This is a genomic window from Streptomyces sp. NPDC030799 (assembly GCF_055572255.1).
Map to the genome: position 1 here is coordinate 116,222 of NZ_JBVIDS010000021.1, position 20,318 is coordinate 136,539.

Genomic DNA, 20,318 nt, shown 5'->3' on the forward strand with positions numbered 1-20,318 from the left:
CGAGTTTGACGTTCACCCGGACGCACCGGTCGTCACCCATCCGCCGCCGACTATCATATTTCACTCTCAGTCAGCAGCCGTATGTGTCAGGACCCTTGGGGTACAAGGACTCTCGACGGATCGCCTGTGCACCAGTACCGTCACAAACCCCCCGCGCGGCGTCTATCCACTTGGCGCGCCGTCCGCATCATGGATGACCATAGGGATGCGGAAAGCAAGAAAGACCGCTGTGAGAGGAGGCGTCCATGGGATCGGTACGCAAGGCGAGTGCGTGGCTCGGCCTCGTCGACGACAACGATGACGAGCGTTACTACGACGACGAGTACTCCGAGGGCACCGAATCCGGGGACGCCTGGGTCACGGATCCCCGGGTGAAGGTGGCCGCGGACACGGCCGAGGAGAAGGGCCGCCGGATCGGCACGGTCACCCCGGACAGCTTCCGGGACGCCCGCGCCATCGGCGAGCTGTTCCGGGAGGGGGTCCCGGTCATCATGAACCTCACTGCGATGGAGCCCGCCGACGCCAAGCGCGTGGTGGACTTCGCGGCGGGGCTCATCTTCGGCCTGCGCGGCTCGATCGACCGGGTGTCCAACCGGGTGTTCCTGCTGACGCCCGCCGACACGGAGATCATCAGCGGTGAGGCGTCCGCCCACCGCGAGGACGGCTTCTTCAACCAGAGCTGAGGCAGGGCCGCTCACCGGCCCTGCCTCCTTCGGGGGCTCACCGGAAGGCGTCGAGCCCGGTGAGCGCCTTGCCCAGCACGAGCTGGTGCATCTCGACGGTGCCCTCGTAGGTGAGCACCGATTCCAGATTGGTCGCGTGCCGCATCACGGGGTATTCGAGGGAGATCCCGTTGGCACCGAGGATCGTCCGCGCCGTACGGCAGATCTCGATGGCCTCGCGGACGTTGTTGAGCTTGCCGAAGCTGACCTGCTCGGGGCGCAGGCGGCCGGCGTCCATCCGCCGCCCGAGATGGTGGGCGAGCAGGATTCCCTTGTGCAGTTCGACCGCCATGTCGGCGAGTTTGGCCTGGGTGAGCTGGAAGCCGCCGATGGGCCGCCCGAACTGCTCCCGCGTCTTCGCGTAGTCGAGTGCCGCCTCGAAGCTGCTGCGCGCGGCGCCCATCGCACCCCAGACGATGCCGTACCGGGCATGCGACAGGCAGCTGAGCGGTCCGCGCAGTCCGGTGACCTCCGGCAGTACGGCGGTGGCGGGCAGCCGTACGTCGTCCAGCACGAGTTCGCTGGTGACGGAGGCGCGCAGGGACCACTTGTGCTTGATCTCGGGCGCCGAGAAGCCGGGGCTGTCGGTGGGCACGACGAAGCCGCGGATGCCGTCCTCGGTCTGTGCCCAGACGACGGCGACCCCGGCGACCGATCCGTTGGTGATCCACATCTTGCGGCCGTTGAGGATCCAGTCGTCGCCGTCGCGCTTGGCGTGGGTGCGCATGGAGGCGGGGTCGGAGCCGTGGTCGGGCTCGGTCAGCCCGAAGCAGCCGATCACCTCGCCGGCCGCCATGCGCGGCAGCCACTGCTGCTTCTGCTCCTCGCTGCCGAACCGGTGGATCGCGTACATGGCGAGGGAGCCCTGCACCGAGACCAGCGACCGGATGCCCGAGTCCGCCGCCTCCAGCTCCAGGCACGCCAGGCCGTACTGCACGGCCGACGCGCCCGCGCAGCCGTACCCGGTCAGGGACATGCCGAGGGCACCGAGGGCGCCGAGTTCACGCGCGAGGTCCCGGATGCCGGGCAGCTCACCCGTCTCGTACCAGTCGGCGACGTACGGCAGTACCCGGTCCGCCGCCCAGGACCGCACGGTGTCCCGCACGGCCAGGTCTTCCGGTTCCAGCAGGTCGTCGATCCCGAGCGGGTCGGCGGGATCAAAGGGGGGCAACTTCGAGGACGCGAACATGGAACACCCTCCGGCACACAAGAAACTAGCACCGCTAGTTACATTTCGCTGCCGACGTTACGGTGCAGTGCCCCCCACGTCCAGTGGGTCAGGCCGTGACGCGCGGCTCCGCCACTTCCCGCGGTGCGGGCAGTTCCACCGCCGCGGCCGGCTCCGCGCACTGCATGGCCCACGGCAGCCGCAGCGCCATCACCGCGCCCAGCAGCAACAGACCGGCGCTCACCAGCAGCGTCACATGCAGCCCGTGCACGAAGGAGTCCCGCGCGGCCCGGCGCAGCGCCGCCCCGGCCGTACCGCCGAGGCGTCCGGCGATGTCGTAGGCCTCACCGAGAGAGTGGCCCGCCGCTTCCGACGCGTGCCGCGGGACGCCCGGCACCGAGCGCAGACCCGGGGCGTAGGCCGCGTTCATCACGCTGCCGAGCAGCGCGATCCCGATGCCCGCGCCGAGCTGGTACGACGTCTCGCCGATCGCCGCCGCCCCGCCGGCCTGGTCCGCCGGGGCCTCGCTGAGCATCGACTCGTACGCTCCGAAGAGCGTGGTCTCCAGGCCGAAGCCGAGCAGCACGAAACCGGACAGCAGCAGCGGGGCGTTGTCGGTGCCGCCCATCGCGGTGAGCGTCACGACCGCCGCGGCGGTCAGGCAGAAGCCGAAACAGACCATCCGGCGCGGCCCGAAGCGACGCAGCATCCGCGCGCCCGCCAGCCCCGCCGCCATCGCCGCGATGGTCAGCGGCAGCAGCCTGAGGCCGGTCTGCAGCGGGGAGAGCCCGAGCACCAGTTGCAGATACTGGGCGGCGATCAGCTCCAGGCCGACGAGCGCGAGCATCGCCAGCACGATGCAGCCCACCGAGGTGCTGAACGCGGGCCGGCGGAACATCTGCAGGTCCACCAGCGGATGCGGGAGCCGCCGCTGCCGCCGCAGGAAGAGGAACAGGAGGGCCGCGCCGGCCAGCAGCGGCAGCACGGTGAAGGGGCTCGCCGGCGCCTCGCCGCTGCCCAGCCGCTTCACACCGAGGACGACACCGAACAGACCGCCGGCCGCCATCAGGGCACCGACGACATCCCAGGGCCCGCTGCGGTCACCGCGGGACTCGGGCAGCAGCATCCGGCCCACCGGGAGGCTGACCAGCATCAGCGGGATGTTCACGAGGAAGACCGCGCCCCACCAGAAGTGCTCCAGTAGGAACCCGCCGAGCAGCGGTCCGACGGCCGCGCCGACGGCGGCCACCGCGCTCCAGATGCCGATGGCGAGCGCGCGCTCGCGCCGGTCGGGGAAGACCTGACGCAGGATCGACAGGGTCGCCGGCATGATCATGGCGCCACCGACGCCGAGCAGCGCACGGGCGAGGATGAGCGTCTCGGCCGTCTGCGCGAACGCGGCCACGGCGGAGGCGACACCGAACAGGCCGTAGCCGAGCAGCAGGACGCGCCTGCGCCCGACCCGGTCGCCGAGGGTGCCGAAGAGGATCAGCAGCGAGGCGCAGACCAGCGGATAGACGTCGACGATCCAGAGCAGTTGTATGGCGCCGGGCTTGAGGTCCTCGGTGACGGCGGGCACCGCCACGTGCAGCACGGTCGCGTCGAGCGCGACGAGCAGCAGGCTGACGCAGAGGACGACGAGGACGACCCAGCGGTTGGCACCGGCCCCGGCCGTCCGACGGCGCGGCCGTACGGCAGCCGTGGTCGTCCCGGACATGTACGTACCTCCCAGATGAGCCTCGCGTTGGGGCGGACCGACGGGGTGGGGACTCCCTGTCGTACGGCCGGAGAGGAGCGGTGTCTCCGGCCCGCGCGAACCCACGCGGGTGACTCGTCAGCGTACGCGAGTTCGGCACGGGGGCACGTGGCGGACCTCTCACACGCTCGACGGAACCCGTGTGGCGTACGCCACGTCGCTCCCTCTTGACCACGCCCCGGGGTCCGATCCGGTTCCACCACCGGTCGATAATCGAGTCCGTGACCGATCTTGACACGCGCGCGGCCCCGCCCCGCGCCCCGCTGCTGCGCCGGGCGGCGCCGGCCCTGCTGGGCTATGCGGCGGTCCGCGCCCTGGGGCTGGTGGTGCTGGCGGTGTGGAGCGCCGCGCGCGGCAAGAGCGCGTACACCTTGCTGACCGCGCGCTGGGACTCGCTGTGGTACACGCGGGTCGCCGAACTGGGGTACGGCTACGAGGTGCGGCTGCCCAACGGTGACGTGCACTCCAACCTGGCGTTCTTCCCGCTGCTGCCCTGGCTGGAGCGGCTGCTGCACGCGGTCCTGCCGCTGTCGTACGCGGACGCGGGTTTCGTCGTGAGCGTGCTCGCCTCGCTCGCGGCGGCCTGCGGGATCTTCGCGGTCGCCGACCGGGTGTACGGCGCCCGCGCCGGGGTCTGCGCCGTCCTGCTGTGGGCGGTGCTGCCGGTCGGGATCGTGCAGTCGATGGCGTACAGCGAGTCGCTGTTCACGGCGCTTGCGGCCTGGTCGCTGTACGCGCTGCTGACCGGCCGCTGGATCACCGCGGGCGTGCCGGCCGCACTGGCGGGGCTGACCCGGCCGGTGGGGGCGGCGGTGGTCGCGGCGGTGTGGGTGGCGGGCGTGATCTCGTTCGTGCGTGACCGGAGCGCGATGCGCAGACCCAGCGCACACGGCGACCGACACGCCCCGGCGCACACGCCGAGCGCACCAGAGGGCTCCCACGCCCCAGCGCACACACCCGGCGCATCGCAGGTCACACACACCCCGGCGCCCACTACAGGCGCAGAAGCCCCATCGCCCACTTCCTGCCCCCAGGTGGCGGTGGTCGCACAGGCCTCAGCACTGCGCCGCGCCCTCGGCATGCTCATCGCGCCGCTCGGGGCCGCCGGTTACGTGCTGTGGGTGGGGCAGCGGACCGGCAAGGGGCTGTTCGGATACCTGGACATTCAGGCCGGATGGCGCAATGGCTTCGACGGCGGCTATGCATTCGCGCGCTTCGTGGCCGCCAAGTTCACGTCATTCCCCTCCGCGCTCGCCGGCGTCGGCCTGATCGTCGGGGTCGCCCTGCTGCTGTGGCTCTACCTGACCGGCGTGCGCCGGCGCCAGCCGGTCGAACTGCTGGTGTACACGGGGGTCGTCCTCGCCCTCGCCCTGTGCGCATCGAGCTACTTCGGCTCCAAGCCGCGGCTGCTGGTGCCCGCCTTCCCGGTGCTGCTGCCGCTCGCCTGCGCCCTCGCCCGACTGCGCACGTCCCGATCCGTGCTGGTCACGGCACTGTTGGCGGTCGCCTCGGCGGTCTACGGGGCCTTCTGGCTGAACGGCTCCGGTCCACCATGATCAACATCCAGGGCCGATGACGCTCCGGAGAATTCCTCCCCAGAACCGGGTTAACGCATTCATAAGCGCCACATAAAGAACACCCGGCATGATCAAAGGAATTGAAGAGAACAGCGTCACAGGATTGCGGAATCGCTGGAATTCGCGCCTCGCTTGAGAGGTTTCCCACATCACATCGTCATCACAAAGCCGCTGTTACGACCGGGAACACAGCTCACTCGCTGTAACGTCGATTGGGTGCGTACCGAACGAAACCTCACCCGGCGTCTGGACCGGGTGTTCGCCAGACTCGACCGTGAGCCGGAACGACCGGCCCACATCGATGTGCCAAGGATGAGCCGGCACCGGGTCGTTCTCTTCACCGCGACCCTGGCTTTCTACCTGGCGATCGTGTGGGCCGTGGTGATCACGTCCTGGCTGGTCCGGCTCGACTGGCAGGTCATGTTCTTCCGGCCGTACCAGCAGTGGCCGCAGATCCACGCCTTCCTCGACTACTACGTGGTGCTCGGCCAGCGCGGCCCCACCGCGGTGATGGTCGCGGCCTGGCTCGGCTGGCGCTCCTGGCGGCAGCACACGCTGCGCCCGCTGCTGACCCTGGCCACCTCCCTGCTGCTGCTGAACATGACGGTCGGCGCCGCCAAGCTCGGGATGGGGCGCCTCGGTCCGCACTACGCGACCGTGATCGGCTCGAACGAGATGGGCCTGGGCGGCGATATATTCCCCAGCGGCCACACCGCCAACGCGGTGGTGACCTGGGGCATCCTGGCCTATCTGGCCTCCACCCCGAGAGCGCGGCGCTGGCTGTCGGCGCTGTCGGCCATCACTGCGCTGGGCGTCGGCCTCACCACCGTCTACCTCGGTACGCACTGGCTGAGCGACGTCCTGCTGGGCTGGGCCGCGGGCCTGCTGATCCTGCTCGCCCTGCCGTGGTTCGAGCCGCTGATCGCCAAGGCCGAGGCCGCGCTGTTCGATCTGCGCGACCGCTGGCGCGCCCGCCGCGGCCGCCCCGTGCCCGAACCGGCCGTCCTCACACCGGTGGTCCTCAGGCCCCGGGTCACACCGGCCGAGCAGCAGGCCCCGGCGCGGGAGCCGGTCGCCTCGACCCGTGCCTCCAGAGGGCTGGCCCATCTGGCCCCGGGTCCGCACACGACCCGTTCGGAACGCACCCCGGTCACCCCGGCGGGCAGCCGCCGCCCGCCCCACGCCGACCACCGCCTCCCCCGCGGCACCCAGCCGGCCCGGCCCCTGACCGGCGGCTGAGGGAAGGGACGGCAGCGGGTCCCGGTACGCACGACCGCCCGCACGCCACGAAGAGGGCCCCGGTTCCCTGAAGGAACCGGGGCCTTGGTCATGCCGGGAGCATGCCGGTGTCATGCCGGGCGAAAACCTGCTAGCCCTTCCACGCCCGCGTCACGAGTCCCTCGTGCACCTCGAAGTTCAGCCGCCCCGCCCGGTACTCCATGGTGATGATCGTGCCCGGCGGCAGCGACCGCACCGTCGACCACCCCCGCTGCCGAGCGAGCCGCTCGGCGTGCGCGGCGTCGAGGCCGACATACCCGTCCGGACTGTCCTGGGGCTCCGCTGACGGAGTGGGATTCGATGCCATGCCGTCACGCTACCGCGCAGCCCAGGGTAAGAGTCCTATCAGACTCCCGTCACACTTCTGTCACAGCTTCCCGGCCGGCGTATCCCTCGTTCTCTTCACACGTACGAGGGTTTCCGCAGGCCTCAGCGGGTCTATCGGCCACAATTCACATGCCGTGCAGCACCCCGTCGAATTATCCCGCGAAAAGTGGCGCAGCGTCGATGCGGACGGCTCCGGAGTGGGATTCTCCATGCAATCCTGAGCCGCGCCGCGGCAGCTGACTCCGCATAGGAAATTCACCGATTCGGCACATGACCGCCGTACACGGCAGGAACCGGACCGGCCGGGCGGCGGCCTACCGGCTCACCGCCGACCACAGTCGGCTTCCGCCGCAGCAAGAGCCGCGTCCAGCCGGTCCCGGACCCTTCTGATCGCCTCGGCCAGCTCGGCGGGCTCGATCACCTCGAACGGGAAGCCCAGCATCATGACGTGGACGACCATCAGGTCCGGGTTCGCCGCACCGGAGCGCAGGATGCACGCGTCCGCGCCATCGGGCTCCAGCGTTCCGGCGGACGGGGAGATCCGCTCGGCGGCCTCGTGCAGCGGCACCAGCAGCCGTACGGCGGAGTGCGTGGCGTACGCGCGCGTGGAGACACCCCTGGAGACATAGGCGGCCAGGTCCTCGGTGGGCGGCTCGCGCGGGGTGAAGCGGGGCCCGTGCGGCGGCCTGGGGGTGATCCGGTCGACGCGGAAGGTCCGCCAGTCGGCCCGGTCGACGTCCCAGGCGACCAGATACCAGCGCCGCTCACTGCACACCAGCCGGTGCGGCTCGACGGTGCGCCGGCCGGTGGCCCCGTCGTGGCTCCGGTACTCGAAGCGCAGCCGCTCGGCATCCCGGCACAGGTACGCGAGTTCGGTGAGCAGCGCGGGATCGACCGGCGACACCGGCGGGCCGCTTCTCGTCATCGGCACGGTGAAGGCGTTCAGGGCGCTCACCCGGCGGCGCAGCCGGTTCGGCAGCACCTGCTCCAGCTTGGCGAGGGCGCGTACGGAGGTCTCGCCGATGCCCTCGATGCCCTGGCCCGCGGCGGTGCGCAGACCGACGGCCACGGCGACGGCCTCGTCGTCGTCCAGCAGCAGCGGCGGGAGTTCGGCGCCCGCGCCCAGCTGGTAGCCGCCCCCGGTGCCGGGGCTGGCGTTCACCGGATAGCCCAGCTCGCGCAGCCGGTCCACGTCCCGGCGGACCGTGCGCGGGGTGACGCCGAGCCGGTCGGCGAGTTCGGCGCCGGACCACTCGCGGTGGGCCTGGAGCAGCGAGAGCAGGCGCAGAAGACGTGCCGAGGTCTCCAACATGGGGCCGAGTCTGCCAGGGGATGCGGACAGCCGCCGTCCTCATCGGGGACGGCGGCTGTCTCGGGCGGACCGGGCGAGGCTCAGAGCGCGAGGCGCTGGCCGGGCACGATCAGGTCGGGGTCACCGCCGATGACCTTCTTGTTGGCGGCGTAGATCCGCTGCCAGGTGGTCCCGTGCCGGGCGGCGATGGCGCTCAGGGTGTCGCCCTCGCGGACGGTGTACTCGCCGCGGGAGGAGCTGCGGCCCGGGTGGGCCGACGGGCGTTCCGGCGTCTTGGCCGGAACGGACTTGGCCGGGGCGGACTTCACCGGGGCGGACCTCGTCGTCGCGCCCTTGGATGCCGGCGTACCGGAGGAGCCGGTGTGCGCCGCCGCGGGAGCGGCACCATAGGCTCCGGCGCGGCCCGAGCAGACGGGCCAGGCGCCCCAGCCCTGGGCCTGCTGGACCTTGGTGGCGACGGCGATCTGCGCGCTCCGGGAGGCCTGGTCGGCCGTCGGGGCGTAGGCGGAGCCGCCGTACGCGCGCCAGGTGCCGGCGGAGAACTGGAGCCCGCCGTAGTAGCCGTTGCCGGTGTTGATGTGCCAGTTGCCGCCGCTCTCGCACTGGGCGATGCGGTCCCACACCCCGTTGTCCGCCGCTGCGGCGTTCCCGGTGGCGGCCAGCAGGCCCAGGGGGGCCAGCAGGGCGGCTCCGGCGAGCGCGGCCGTCGTACGGCGCTTGCGGGCGCCGTCGTGACGGGCGGTGCTACGGGTGGTATCGGCACACTCGGACATGTAATTCCCTCTCCACGAACCCGGGCTCCCCCAGGCGGAGCACGCCTCGCCGCGCAGGACCGCGGTCGGCCGTGCCCGCCCCGTCCGTGTGGCCGGTGCCGGCGTTGGTGCCCTGCCGGTGCCGGCCGTCGGACGTACCCGAGCGGTGCTCGTTGCACACGGCGGAGGAATGTAGGGAGGTCGAGCAGCCGGAATCAACCAACTCCCCGTCCTTCCAGGCCAGTTGCCCGTTACCGCGAGTATCGGCAATTTTCGGCCACCCACTACATGCGCTGATTTCCCGATTTGTCGACCACCGGCCGAAGCGATCTGTGACTCACCTCACCCCATCAAGTTCCTTGACTCGGCGAGGAGTTGACCGTGAGTGGCGGATTCCGCACATGAGGTGACCGTGTGCGGTGCTTGGTCGGAACCGGTCGACCTTGAGGCGTGACTCCCACCACAGGACGTCCGTTGTCTTCTTCATGAGCCCGGAACCCCGGGGCTCATCGGCCGGGAGCCACCCGGCCGACCCAGCACCGCATCCCGAGGGAGCCACCGTGCCGCGCATGCTCGACGTCAGTGACGCCGTACGCGCCGAGATCGGCGACGAAGAAGCCGACCGGCTGCTCGCCGGAGAGAACGCCCCGGGCAGTTACGACTGCACGTCCTGCCGCACGCCGGGCGACTCCGAACAGGAGCGCACCAGCACCGTTCTGTTCGTCGGCGACGAGACCGCCGTCCTCGCCTTCGCCCACGCCAGCTGCCTGCCCTCGCAGGTCGTCCAGGTCACCGAGGAGCAGCTGCAGGGCGCCGTCCGTTCCATCGGCGGGATCGCCGGCGAGGCCGCCGGGCGAGCGCCGCAGCAGGCCGCGCCCGAGCAGGCGGTGCTCGGCGTGACCAGCGGACTCGTCCTGGTCGAGGGTGAGCTGCACCCCGCGCTCGTCGTCGAGCCGACCTCGCCCATCGTGCGTCCGGGCACGACCGGAACCGGCGACGACTTCCTTCCGCTCCTCATCGAGCAGGGGTTCGTGCCGGTGACCGAGCTGGCGTCCGTGCCGCCGGTGCTGCACGGCTGGTCGGTGCTGCTCGCCGCGGGCCGGCTGCACGCGGTGCTGCAGCCGTCGGCGGGCGGCGGGCAGCCGGTCGCCTGGTGGCAGGCGCACCAGCCGCTGCAGGTGACGGACAGCTGGCGGGCTGCCGCCAACAAGCACCAGCAGGTGCTGATGTTCGCGGCGCCGGTGGGGTCGATCGGGCGGCAGCCGCGGGAGGATCTGCTGCGGGAGTCCCTCGACAAGGCTGCGGCGAACGGGCAGCTGGTTGCTGCGGCGCTGCCTCTTGCGGGTACGTGATCTCCTCGCCTGATGAGAGGGGGCTGCGCGCAGTCCGGCGGTTGCGGCCGGTCGCGCCCACGCGGCGGAGCCGCATATTGAATGCAGCCTCGCGCCCCTTGGGCGGCCGTATCTCTTCAGAGGTGCCGTCGTTTGGACATACGTGCACGCATACGACACTCCTCCCCGCCGGTCATCGTTCTCCTCCATTCCCTCCGCACGGACGGGGCAGGAAGGGGCTGGTGGTGCCTCGGCCACGCCCATCTACGACTCGCTCTACGCGGAGTGGGTCAAGAGCTTCCGTACGCTGCCGGGTGACCGGAGCGGGGAGGAGGGGCTGAGGTTCAGCCCCTTCGGTCAGCTTCCGGACCGTACGGGCGGCTACGGCGGCCACCGGGCGGGGTCGTTCAGCAGCTCGTACAGCGCCTACAGCGCGGGGGCCTACAGCGCCCGGCAGCAGTCACAGTGGCAGCGGATCGGCACGCTGGGGCGGCAGCAGCACGACACCGGGATGCAGCACGTGCCCGCGGCCCTGCCTCCGGGGCCGCGCCGGGGCATGTGACCGGCGCACGGTGAAGGGCGGCACCTGGTCCTCCAGGTGCCGCCCTTTGCGTCGTACCGGCGCTACTTCTTCTTCGTGCCGCGCTTCTCGCGCACCCGCACCGAGATATGGATCGGAGTGCCCTCGAAGCCGAACTCCTCGCGCAGGCGGCGCTCGATGAAGCGCCGGTAGCCCGCCTCGATGAAGCCGGAGGCGAAGAGGACGAACCGCGGCGGCTTGGTGCCGGCCTGGGTGCCGAACAGGATGCGCGGCTGCTTGCCGCCCCGGATCGGGTGCGGGTGGGCCGAGACCAGCTCGCCGAGGAAGGCGTTGAGGCGGCCGGTGGGCACCCGGGTCTCCCACCCTGCGAGGGCCGTCTCGATGGCCGGGACCAGCTTCTCCATGTGGCGGCCGGTGCGCGCCGAGACGTTCACGCGCGGGGCCCAGGCGACCTGGCCCAGCTCGGTCTCGATCTCGCGCTCCAGGTAGTAGCGGCGCTCCTCGTCGAGGGTGTCCCACTTGTTGTAGGCGATGACCATCGCACGGCCGGCCTCGACGGCCATGGTGATGATCCGCTGGTCCTGCACGGAGATGTTCTCGGAGGCGTCGATCAGGACGACCGCGACCTCGGCCTTCTCCACGGCCGCCGCCGTGCGCAGGGAGGCGTAGTAGTCGGCGCCCTGCTGGAGGTGGACGCGCTTGCGGATACCGGCGGTGTCCACGAACTTCCAGGTCTTGCCGCCGAGTTCGATGATCTCGTCGACCGGGTCACGGGTGGTGCCCGCCAGTTCGTTGACGACGACGCGCTCCTCGCCGGCCACCTTGTTCAGCAGGGAGGACTTGCCGACGTTCGGGCGGCCGATCAGGGCGATGCGGCGGGGGCCGCCGATGGCCGTGCCGAAGGACTGCTCGGGCGCGTCCGGCAGGACCTCCAGGACGGCGTCCAGCATGTCGCCGGTGCCGCGGCCGTGCAGGGCCGAGACAGGGTGGGGCTCGCCGAGGCCCAGGTTCCACAGGTAGGCCGCGTCGGCCTCGCCGCTCGGGCCGTCGACCTTGTTGGCGCACAGCACGACCGGCTTGCCGGCCTTGCGCAGCAGCCGTACGACCGCCTCGTCGGTGTCGGTCGCGCCGACCTTGGCGTCCACGACGAAGACGACCGCGTCGGCCGCCTCGATCGCGTACTCGGCCTGGGCGGCCACGGAGGCGTCGATGCCGAGGACGTCCTGCTCCCAGCCGCCGGTGTCGACGACCTTGAAACGGCGGCCGGCCCACTCGGCCTCGTAGGTGACGCGGTCGCGGGTGACGCCCGGTCGGTCCTCGACGACCGCCTCGCGGCGGCCGATCATCCGGTTCACCAGGGTCGACTTGCCGACGTTGGGGCGGCCGACGACGGCGAGCACGGGCAGCGGACCGTGGCCCGCCGCCTCGATGGCGCCCTCGACGTCCTCGATGTCGAAGCCCTCTTCCGCGGCGAGCTCCATGAACTCCGCGTACTCGGCGTCGCCGAGAGCCCCGTGGTCGTACTCGTGCTCAGCCGAGTCGCCGGGCTGGATGTCGTCGTTCATGAAGTCCGTACCTCGTCGTTCATTCGTGGTGATCGGTGGAAAAGCCCCGCATGGGCTGATCCACTACTCAAGTGTCGCCTGGCGCCCGGTCAGGCGCCTGGCGTTTTCCAGGTGGCCGGTGAGCTGCTTCTGGATGCGCTCGGTCGCCTCGTCCAGCGCCCTGCGCGTACGCCGCCCGCTGCCGTCGCCCGCGTCGAAGGGGTCGCCGAAGACGACGTCGACCTGCGAGCGCAGGGGCGGCAGCCCCTTTATCAACCGTCCGCGCCGGTCGGTGCTTCCCAGTACGGCGATGGGCACGATCGGCGCCCCGCTGCGTACCGCGAAGTAGGCGAGCCCGGCGCGCAGCGAGGCGAAGTCGCCCTCGCCCCGGGTGCCCTCCGGGAAGATGCCCAGCACTCCGCCGTTCTCCAGCACGCCGAGGGCCTGGGTGATCGCCGTGCGGTCGGCGGTGGCGCGGTCCACCTTCAGCTGGCCGATGCCGGTCAGGAAGGGGTCCAGTGGGCCGACGAAGGCTTCCTTCTTGATCAGGAAGTGCGTCGGCCGGGGCGCCACGCCCATGACCATCGGGCCGTCGATGTTGTGGGAGTGGTTCACGGCGAAGATCACCGGGCCGGTGGCGGGCACCTTCCAGGCGCCGAGCACCCGCGGCCTGAACAGCCCGTACATCAGGCCGACGCCGATGCGCCGGCCGACCTCGGCACCCCGCTGCGAGGGCAGGCTCACTTCCCGGCCCGCTTCTCCTCGACCAGGGTGACGACGCACTCGATGACCTGGGCGAGGGTGAGCTCGGTGGTGTCCACCTCGACCGCGTCGTCGGCCTTGGCGAGCGGCGAGGTCTTGCGGCTGGAGTCGGCCGCGTCCCGCTTGATCAGCGCCTCTCGGGTGGCGTGGACGTCGGCGCCCTTCAGCTCGCCGCTGCGGCGGGCCGCACGGGCCTCCGGGGAGGCGGTGAGGAAGATCTTCAGGTCGGCGTCGGGCAGGACGGTCGTACCGATGTCACGGCCCTCGACGACGATGCCGTTCTCCGCGCCGGCGGCGATCGAGCGCTGCAGCTCGGTGATCCGGGAGCGCACCTCGGGCACCGCGCTGACCGCGCTGACCTTGGAGGTGACCTCCTGGGTGCGGATCGGGCCGGCCACATCGACGCCGTCGACCGTGATGGTCGGCTTGTCCGGGTCGGTGCCGGAGACGATCTCCGGCTTGCCGGCGACGGCCGCGATGGCGGTCGGGTCCTCCAGGTCGATGCCGTTGTTCACCATCCACCAGGTGATCGCCCGGTACTGGGCGCCGGTGTCCAGGTAGCTCAGGCCGAGCTGCGCGGCGACGGCCTTCGACGTGCTCGACTTGCCCGTGCCGGAGGGGCCGTCGATCGCGACGATCACGGGCTTGGCGGTCGGGGCGGCGCCGTTTTCCACGGAGGGACACCTTCCTGGTGCGGTGCTGGCGGGGTGCGGGGAGCGAGAGCGCCCTGCACAAGGTTACTGGGTGCGGGTCACTCGTCCGGACGCACGCGGAATCCGGTGCCGGGTGCTACTGCCGCAGGGCCCACCCGCGCTCGCGCAGCGCCTCCTTCAGGACGGCCGCCGCCTTGGGCTCGACCGAGAGCTGCACCAGACCGGCCTGCTGCCCGGCCGCGTGCTCGATGCGTACGTCCTCGATGTTGACCCCGGCCCGTCCCGCGTCCGCGAAGATGCGGGCCAGCTGGCCGGGCTGGTCGTCGATGAGCACGACGACGGTCTCGTACACCCGCGGCGCGCTGCCGTGCTTGCCGGGTACCCGGACCTGGCCGGCGTTGCCGCGACGCAGCACGTCCTCGATGCCGGCGCTGCCCTCACGCCGCTTGGCCTCGTCGGAGGACTGCAGGGCGCGCAGGGCCTCGACGGTCTCGCCCAGGTCGGCGGCGACGTCGGCGAGCAGGTCGGCGACCGGGCCCGGGTTCGCGGACAGGATGTCGATCCACATGCGCGGGTCGGAGGCGGCGATCCGGGTCACGTCCCGGATGCCCTGCCCGCACAGCCGTACGGCGGCCTCCTCGGCGTTCTCCAGACGCGCGGCGACCATGCTGGACACCAGATGGGGCATGTGGGAGACGAGGGCGACGGCTCGGTCGTGGGCGTCGGCGTCCATGACGACCGGGACGGCCCGGCAGTGCGAGACCAGCTCCAGGGCGAGGTTCAGCACCTCGGTGTCGGTGTCCCGGGTGGGGGTGAGCACCCAGGGGCGGCCCTCGAAGAGGTCGGCGGTCGCCGCCAGCGGGCCGGACTTCTCCCGGCCGGACATGGGGTGCGTGCCGATGTAGGCCGTGAGGTCGAGGCCGAGTGCCTCCAGTTCGCGGCGCGGGCCGCCCTTGACGCTGGCCACGTCCAGGTAGCCGCGGGCCACGCCCCGGCGCATGGCGTCGGCGAGCACGCCGGCCACGTGCGCGGGCGGGGCGGCCACGATCGCCAGGTCGACCGGCCCCTCGGGGGCCTCGTCGGTACCGGCACCCAGCGCGGCGGCCGTGCGGGCCTGCTCGGGGTCGTGGTCGGCGAGGTGGACGATGACGCCGCGCTGGACGAGGGCCAGGGCGGCGGAGGTGCCGATGAGGCCGGTTCCGATGACGAGTGCGGTTCTCACTGGGCGATGTCCTTGCGCAGGGCGGCCGCGGCGCCGAGGTAGACGTGGTGGATGTCGGCGCGGGGTTTGTCCGACTCGATGTGCGCGAGGATCCGCACGACCCGGGGCATGGCCCCCTCGATGTCCAGCTCCTGCGCGCAGATCAGGGGCACGTCGACGATGCCGAGCCCCCGGGCGGCGGCGGCCGGGAAGTCGCAGTGCAGGTCGGGGGTGGCCGTGAACCAGATGCTGATCAGGTCGTCGGCGGTCAGCCCGTTCCGCTCCAGGACCGCGGTGAGCAGGGCTGCGACCCGCTCGTCCATGTGCCCGGCCTCGTCCCGCTCCAGTTGGACGGCCCCCCGGACCGCTCGTACCGCCACGGCGTCGCTCCCTGCTGACGTGCGGATCTGTTCTTGGTCCGTCCAGCGTAGTCAGCCCGCGCGGACACGGCGCACGGCGCCCGATCACTGAGACGATGCGGACATTCCGGTATGCACCGGTTCGACCCCTTGTTCTTCGACGTCTGTACGGAGTGGTGACATGACCCAGCCCGCGACGCGGCGCACGGCTTTGGCGACGGGCGCGGCGGCGCTCGCCATGGGATGCGTGGGATGCGGCGGCGGCAACGACAAGAGTTCCTCGCCGTCCGCGCCCGCGGTGCCCTCGTCCCCGGCCCCCGCCTCCCCGGCCCCCGCCTCCCCGGCGCCCGCCTCCTCGGTCTCCGGCTCCTCCCAGGAGAAGGAGCTGGCGTCCACGAGCGACATCCCCGAGGGCGGCGGCAAGGTCTTCGAGGAACAGAAGGTCGTCGTCACCCAGCCGAAGAAGGGCGAGTTCAAGGCCTTCTCGGCGATCTGCACGCACATGGGCTGCACGGTGAACAAGGTCGTGGACGGCACGATCGACTGCCCGTGTCACGGCAGCAGGTTCCACATCGCCGACGGCGCGGTGGCCCACGGCCCCGCGACCAGGCCGCTTCCGCAGAAGTCGATCAAGGTGGAGAGAAATTCGATCCACCTGACCTGAGGGATCCGCGTACGCTCCCGGCATGCAGCCCGAGACCCTGGTGCGCGACCACACCGTCTACGCCTGTGTCATGGGGTCCCGGGCCTTCGGTCTGGCGACGGACACCAGCGACACGGACCGCCGGGGTGTGTTCCTCGTCCCCACTCCCCTGTTCTGGCGGTTCGAGAAGCCGCCCACGCATGTGGAGGGCCCGGGGGACGAGCAGTTCTCCTGGGAACTGGAACGGTTCTGCGGGCTGGCCCTGCGGGGCAACCCGAACATCCTGGAGTGCCTGCACTCCCCGCTCGTGGAGCGGGTCGACGACACCGGCCGGGAGCTGCTGTCCCTGCGCGACGCCTTCCTCTCCCGCCGGGCCTACGACACCTTCACCCGCTATGCCCTCGGCCAGCGCAGGAAACTGGACGCCGACGTCCGTACGACGGGCGTCCCGCGCTGGAAGCACGCCATGCACCTGCTGCGCCTGCTGACGACCGCCCGCGACCTGCTGCGCACCGGCGAGCTGCGGATCGAGGTCGGCGACCAGCGGGAGCCGCTGCTCGCGGTGAAGCGGGGCGAGGTCCCCTGGGCCAAGGTCGAGGCCCGGATGGCCCGGCTGGGGGCCCAGACGGAGCAGGCCCTGGACCGCACCCCGCTGCCGCCGGAGCCGGACCATGCGCGCGTGGCCGACTTCCTGTTCCGGGTACGCCGGGACTCAGCCCTTCAGACGCACGCGTATGACGAGGTCGTGCAGGGCGTCGTACGCGGCGGGAGCGTCCGGCAGGGCTGACGCGGCCTGGGCCTCGTCGAGCACGACGTGCAGCCGCTCCACGTCGGCCTCCACGCGCGCGTGCTCGACGCCGGCCACGCCGTGCTCCCGCTCGCCCTTGGCGGCTATCAGGTCGGGCACATAGCCGGGTGCGTCGACCAGCTCCAGGAGCGTGGGCAGGTGCGCCTGCACCTCGCCGCTGCGCATGAGGTGGATACCGGTGAGCAGCACCCGGAACGTGTAGAGCAGCGGCTTGAGTTCGCCGGTCTTCTCGAACAGCCGCCACTGGGTCACCGCGAACCCCCGGTAGTGGTGGGCGTGGTGGGCGGTGAGGACATCCGGGGCGAGCGCGGCCAGCTCTCGGTGCGTGTCACCGGTGTGCACCACCAGGGGCGAGAGCAGCTGCTCCAGCACATAGCCGTTGCGGCGCAGCATCAGCCGGACGAACTTGCGCAGGTCGTGGGTGACGAGGTCCAGCTCGACGCCGTAGCGCACCCAGGTCCGCGAGCGGGTCTCCTCCGGCTCGCGCAGGCCGACGAGGTCGGCGGCGGGGAGCAGATGGACGCCCCTCAGGTCCACGTCGGAGTCCTTCGAGGGGAAGCCGTACAGGTGCGCTCCGGAGACGGTCGCGAACAGCAGGGGGTCGGGCTGTTCCGCGACCACGGGCTTCAGGTCGATGTCGAGGTCGTCGATCATGGGCCTAAGCGTCCCAGAGTGCACCCGGCGCCGACAGATCGCCCCGGTACTCGACCCGCCCGGCCCGGCCGGCCGGGCGTCCGCGCCCCTGGTGGCGGGCGAAGCCCGCCCAGGGGCGCGGGGAACTGCCCTCGGCGTGGACGGGCCTAGAGGTCGACTTCCTTCATCAGCATGCCGACCTCCGTGTTCGACAGGCGCCGCAGCCAGCCCGACTTCTGGTCGCCGAGGGTGATCGGGCCGAAGGAGGTGCGTACCAGCTTTTCCACCGGGAAGCCGGCCTCCGCCAGCATGCGCCGCACGATGTGTTTGCGGCCCTCGTGCAGGGTCACTTCCACCAGGTAGTTCTTGCCGGTCTGCTCCACGACCCGGAAGTGGTCCGCGCGCGCGTAGCCGTCCTCCAGCTGGATGCCGTCCTTCAGGCGCTTGCCGAGGTCGCGCGGGATCGGGCCCACGATGGCCGCCACGTAGGTCTTCTTCACGCCGTACTTGGGGTGCGTGAGGCGGTGCGCCAGCTCGCCGTGGTTGGTGAGCAGGATGACGCCCTCGGTCTCGGTGTCGAGCCGGCCGACGTGGAAGAGGCGGGTCTCGCGGTTGGTGACGTAGTCACCGAGGCACTGGCGGCCCTCCGGGTCCTCCATCGTCGAGACGACACCGGCCGGCTTGTTCAGCGAGAAGAACTGGTACGACTGGGTCGCGACGGTCAGGCCGTCCACCTTGACCTCGTCCTTCTCCGGGTCGACCCGCTTGCCCTGCTCGGTGACGATCTCGCCGTTGACCTCGACCCGGGCCTGGTCGATCAGCTCCTCGCAGGCCCGCCGCGAGCCGTAGCCGGCGCGCGCGAGGACCTTCTGCAGCCGCTCGCCCTCCTGTTCGGCGCCCGGGAAGGTCTTGGGCAGCTTGATGTCCTTCTTGCCCGCGTACCGCTCCCGGTTGCGCTCCTCGGCGCGCGTCTCGTACTCCCGCGAGCGTGCGGGGACCGTACGCCCACGTCCCTGCTGGGGCTTCTTGGGACCGCCCTTGGCGCCGCCGCGCGCGCTGCCGCCGCGCCCGGACTTGGGACCGTCCTGGGAGGCGCCGGGGCCCACGTCGTAGCGGCGCTCCTCGGGGCGGGGCTTGCGGGGACGGCCCTGCCCCTGCCGCTCGTCCCGGTTGTTGCCGGCGCCGCGGTAGTTACCGCGTCCGCCACTCTTGCCGCTGCCGCTGCTTCGCATCAAAGTTCCGTCTTAGTCGTCTGCGTCCTCTACGCCGGGCGCGTCGGGCGCGTCCGGGTCGAACGACGGGACCCCTTCCTGGGTCTCGGCCTCGATCGCCTCCGCCTCCGGGAGGAAGGGCGCGAGCTCCGGAAGCTCGTCCAGGCCGCGCAGGCCCATCCGCTCCAGGAAGTAGTTCGTCGTCCTGTACAGGATCGCACCTGTTTCGGGTTCCGTGCCCGCCTCCTCGACCAGTCCGCGCTGCAGCAGGGTGCGCATCACACCGTCGCAGTTGACTCCGCGTACGGCGGAGACGCGGCTGCGGCTGACCGGCTGGCGGTAGGCGACCACCGCCAGGGTCTCCAGCGCGGCCTGGGTCAGCCGGGCGGTCTGGCCGTCCAGGACGAGCCGCTCGACGGCCGGCGCGTACTGCGCGCGCGTGTAGAAGCGCCAGCCGCCCGCGACGTACCGCAGCTCGAAGCCGCGGCCCTGCACGGTGTACTCGTCGGCCAGCTCCCGCAGCGCGTCCGCGACCTGCCGTCTCGGCCGCTCCAGCAGCTTCGCCAGGTGCTCCTCGGTCGCGGGCTCGTCCACGACCATGAGCATCGCCTCCAGGGCCGGCTTGAGGTCGAGACCGGACACGGCCCGCAGCCCGGCCGGAACCTCCGTGGTCTGCTCGCTCACGGTTTCTTCTCCTCCTTGGGCGGCTCGGGCGGCCGGTCGAACTCGTCGGTGACCATCGGTGCCGTGTCGGCGTCCCCGCCCGTCCAGCGCACGAGCAGTTCCCCGAGCGCGGCCTCCTGGTCCAGGGCCACGGCCTTCTCGCGGTACAGCTCCAGCAGGGCGAGGAACCGGGCCACGACGGTGAGGGTGTCGTCGGTGTCCTCGACCAGCGTCCGGAAGCTCGCCTCACCCAGCTCCTTCAGCCGCGCCACCACGATCCGGGCCTGCTCCTGCACGCTGACCAGCGGGGCGTGGATGTGGTCGACGTACACCTGCGGCTTGGGCCTGGGCTGCATCGCCTTGACCGCGAGCCTGGCGAAACCCTCGGGGCCGATGCTGATGACGACCTCGGGCAGCAGCTCGGCGTGCTCCGGTTCGAGGCCGACGGTACGGGGGTGGCGCCGGGCCTCCTCGTCGATGCGCGCGTTGAAGATGTCCGCGATCTGTTTGTACGCGCGGTACTGCAGCAGCCGCGCGAACAGCAGGTCCCTCGCCTCCAGCAGCGCGAGGTCGGCCTCGTCCTCGACCTCGGCGGCGGGCAGCAGCCGGGCCGCCTTCAGGTCGAGCAGGGTGGCGGCCACCACGAGGAACTCGGTCGTCTGGTCCAGGTCCCAGTCGGGCCCCATGGCCCTGATGTGTGCCATGAACTCGTCGGTGACCTTGGAGAGAGCCACTTCGGTGACGTCCAGCTTGTGCTTGGAGATCAGCTGCAGAAGGAGGTCGAAGGGGCCCTCGAAGTTGGCGAGCCGGACCTTGAAGACACCGTCGCGGGGTTCCTCGGGTCCGGGTGCCGCTTCCTGTTCCGGAGGCGGTGCCGGGACGGCCCCGGGCTCTTGAAAGGGCTCGGGAGCGGGAACGGGCGCGGGAACGGACGCGGGCGCGGGACCAGCCGGCTCGGGAACGGGCGCGGGCGGTTCGGGCTGCGGTGCAGGTACGACCCCCGGGCCCCGCCCCAGCGCACGCCGACGGCCGGCTCCGGCGCCGGGGAGGGGAACGTCGTTCGAGGTCATGGCCCCC

21 protein-coding genes are annotated in these 20,318 nt (G+C 71.4%); 7 read left to right on the top strand and 14 right to left on the bottom strand.

From position 1 onward, the window contains the following. Nucleotides 1-245 precede the first annotated feature (245 nt). A complete protein-coding gene (locus ACZ41I_RS39540; protein WP_363219216.1) occupies nt 246-683 on the top strand; it encodes a cell division protein SepF in 438 nt (145 codons plus the stop codon). A 37-nt stretch (nt 684-720) separates the two neighbouring features. Here the strand turns inward: ACZ41I_RS39540 and ACZ41I_RS39545 are convergent, their stop codons facing one another. After that, complete coding sequence (locus tag ACZ41I_RS39545; protein WP_468516415.1) at nt 721-1,911, bottom strand: acyl-CoA dehydrogenase family protein; 1,191 nt, start codon at nt 1,909-1,911, stop codon at nt 721-723. Nucleotides 1,912-1,999: 88 nt separating this feature from the next. Continuing rightward, the gene (locus ACZ41I_RS39550; protein WP_468516416.1) at nt 2,000-3,607 is read right to left on the bottom strand and encodes an MFS transporter; all 1,608 of its coding nucleotides are present in this window, start codon (nt 3,605-3,607) and stop codon (nt 2,000-2,002) included. A gap of 260 nt (nt 3,608-3,867) precedes the next feature. Between ACZ41I_RS39550 and ACZ41I_RS39555 the strand changes: the two genes are divergently transcribed. Both ACZ41I_RS39555 and ACZ41I_RS39560 read left to right on the top strand, forming a co-directional pair. After that, nucleotides 3,868-5,202 (top strand): glycosyltransferase family 39 protein, encoded by a 1,335-nt coding sequence (locus ACZ41I_RS39555; protein ID WP_468516417.1) that lies wholly within the window; start codon nt 3,868-3,870, stop codon nt 5,200-5,202. A 237-nt stretch (nt 5,203-5,439) separates the two neighbouring features. After that, nucleotides 5,440-6,462, top strand: coding sequence for a phosphatase PAP2 family protein (locus tag ACZ41I_RS39560; protein ID WP_399775623.1), 1,023 nt, complete (start codon nt 5,440-5,442; stop codon nt 6,460-6,462). A gap of 130 nt (nt 6,463-6,592) precedes the next feature. On the opposite strand, the gene ACZ41I_RS39565 is transcribed toward ACZ41I_RS39560, so the two are convergent. The 3 genes from ACZ41I_RS39565 to ACZ41I_RS39575 all read right to left on the bottom strand — a co-directional run bounded on the left by ACZ41I_RS39565 (nt 6,593) and on the right by ACZ41I_RS39575 (nt 8,913). Beyond that, a complete protein-coding gene (locus ACZ41I_RS39565; protein WP_363219221.1) occupies nt 6,593-6,808 on the bottom strand; it encodes an I78 family peptidase inhibitor in 216 nt (71 codons plus the stop codon). 342 nt (nt 6,809-7,150) lie between these two features. After that, nucleotides 7,151-8,140 carry a helix-turn-helix transcriptional regulator gene (locus ACZ41I_RS39570; protein WP_468516418.1) on the bottom strand — a complete coding sequence of 330 codons (990 nt, stop codon included), beginning with the start codon at nt 8,138-8,140 and terminating at the stop codon, nt 7,151-7,153. 80 nt (nt 8,141-8,220) lie between these two features. Next, on the bottom strand, nt 8,221-8,913 hold the full coding sequence (locus ACZ41I_RS39575; protein WP_363219223.1) for a transglycosylase family protein: 693 nt from the start codon (nt 8,911-8,913) through the stop codon (nt 8,221-8,223). 539 nt (nt 8,914-9,452) lie between these two features. On the opposite strand from ACZ41I_RS39575, the gene ACZ41I_RS39580 reads away from it, so the two are divergent. Both ACZ41I_RS39580 and ACZ41I_RS39585 read left to right on the top strand, forming a co-directional pair. Then, a complete protein-coding gene (locus ACZ41I_RS39580; protein WP_399775620.1) occupies nt 9,453-10,244 on the top strand; it encodes a hypothetical protein in 792 nt (263 codons plus the stop codon). Between the two features lie 142 nt (nt 10,245-10,386). Next, nucleotides 10,387-10,785 (top strand): hypothetical protein, encoded by a 399-nt coding sequence (locus ACZ41I_RS39585; protein WP_363219225.1) that lies wholly within the window; start codon nt 10,387-10,389, stop codon nt 10,783-10,785. Nucleotides 10,786-10,847: 62 nt separating this feature from the next. On the opposite strand, the gene der is transcribed toward ACZ41I_RS39585, so the two are convergent. The 5 genes from der to aroH form a co-directional block, all read right to left on the bottom strand. Beyond that, the gene (der, locus tag ACZ41I_RS39590) at nt 10,848-12,329 is read right to left on the bottom strand and encodes a ribosome biogenesis GTPase Der (RefSeq protein WP_363219226.1); all 1,482 of its coding nucleotides are present in this window, start codon (nt 12,327-12,329) and stop codon (nt 10,848-10,850) included. A gap of 63 nt (nt 12,330-12,392) precedes the next feature. Further along, on the bottom strand, nt 12,393-12,995 hold the full coding sequence (locus ACZ41I_RS39595) for a lysophospholipid acyltransferase family protein (protein ID WP_468516433.1): 603 nt from the start codon (nt 12,993-12,995) through the stop codon (nt 12,393-12,395). A 53-nt stretch (nt 12,996-13,048) separates the two neighbouring features. Beyond that, nucleotides 13,049-13,744, bottom strand: coding sequence for a (d)CMP kinase (cmk, locus tag ACZ41I_RS39600; RefSeq protein ID WP_468516419.1), 696 nt, complete (start codon nt 13,742-13,744; stop codon nt 13,049-13,051). A 115-nt stretch (nt 13,745-13,859) separates the two neighbouring features. Beyond that, nucleotides 13,860-14,945, bottom strand: a complete 1,086-nt coding sequence (locus ACZ41I_RS39605) for a prephenate dehydrogenase (protein WP_399775614.1) — start codon at nt 14,943-14,945, stop codon at nt 13,860-13,862. Continuing rightward, nucleotides 14,942-15,304 (bottom strand): chorismate mutase, encoded by a 363-nt coding sequence (gene aroH / locus ACZ41I_RS39610; protein ID WP_363219229.1) that lies wholly within the window; start codon nt 15,302-15,304, stop codon nt 14,942-14,944. The genes ACZ41I_RS39605 and aroH overlap by 4 nt, the downstream gene beginning before the upstream one ends. A gap of 160 nt (nt 15,305-15,464) precedes the next feature. On the opposite strand from aroH, the gene ACZ41I_RS39615 reads away from it, so the two are divergent. Both ACZ41I_RS39615 and ACZ41I_RS39620 read left to right on the top strand, forming a co-directional pair. Continuing rightward, on the top strand, nt 15,465-15,947 hold the full coding sequence (locus tag ACZ41I_RS39615; protein WP_468516420.1) for a Rieske (2Fe-2S) protein: 483 nt from the start codon (nt 15,465-15,467) through the stop codon (nt 15,945-15,947). Between the two features lie 22 nt (nt 15,948-15,969). Next, nucleotides 15,970-16,713, top strand: coding sequence for a nucleotidyltransferase domain-containing protein (locus ACZ41I_RS39620; RefSeq protein WP_468516421.1), 744 nt, complete (start codon nt 15,970-15,972; stop codon nt 16,711-16,713). Here the strand turns inward: ACZ41I_RS39620 and ACZ41I_RS39625 are convergent. The 4 genes from ACZ41I_RS39625 to ACZ41I_RS39640 form a co-directional block, all read right to left on the bottom strand. Next, entirely contained in the window at nt 16,639-17,388 is a 750-nt protein-coding gene (locus ACZ41I_RS39625; protein WP_468516422.1) for a nucleotidyltransferase domain-containing protein, read from the bottom strand. The genes ACZ41I_RS39620 and ACZ41I_RS39625 overlap by 75 nt on opposite strands. A 146-nt stretch (nt 17,389-17,534) precedes the next feature. Further along, nucleotides 17,535-18,599, bottom strand: coding sequence for a pseudouridine synthase (locus ACZ41I_RS39630; RefSeq protein ID WP_363218205.1), 1,065 nt, complete (start codon nt 18,597-18,599; stop codon nt 17,535-17,537). A 12-nt stretch (nt 18,600-18,611) separates the two neighbouring features. Continuing rightward, complete coding sequence (scpB, locus tag ACZ41I_RS39635; protein ID WP_363218206.1) at nt 18,612-19,262, bottom strand: SMC-Scp complex subunit ScpB; 651 nt, start codon at nt 19,260-19,262, stop codon at nt 18,612-18,614. After that, entirely contained in the window at nt 19,259-20,311 is a 1,053-nt protein-coding gene (locus ACZ41I_RS39640; protein ID WP_468325643.1) for a segregation and condensation protein A, read from the bottom strand. Before ACZ41I_RS39640 ends, scpB begins: the two co-directional genes overlap by 4 nt. Nucleotides 20,312-20,318 lie beyond the last annotated feature (7 nt).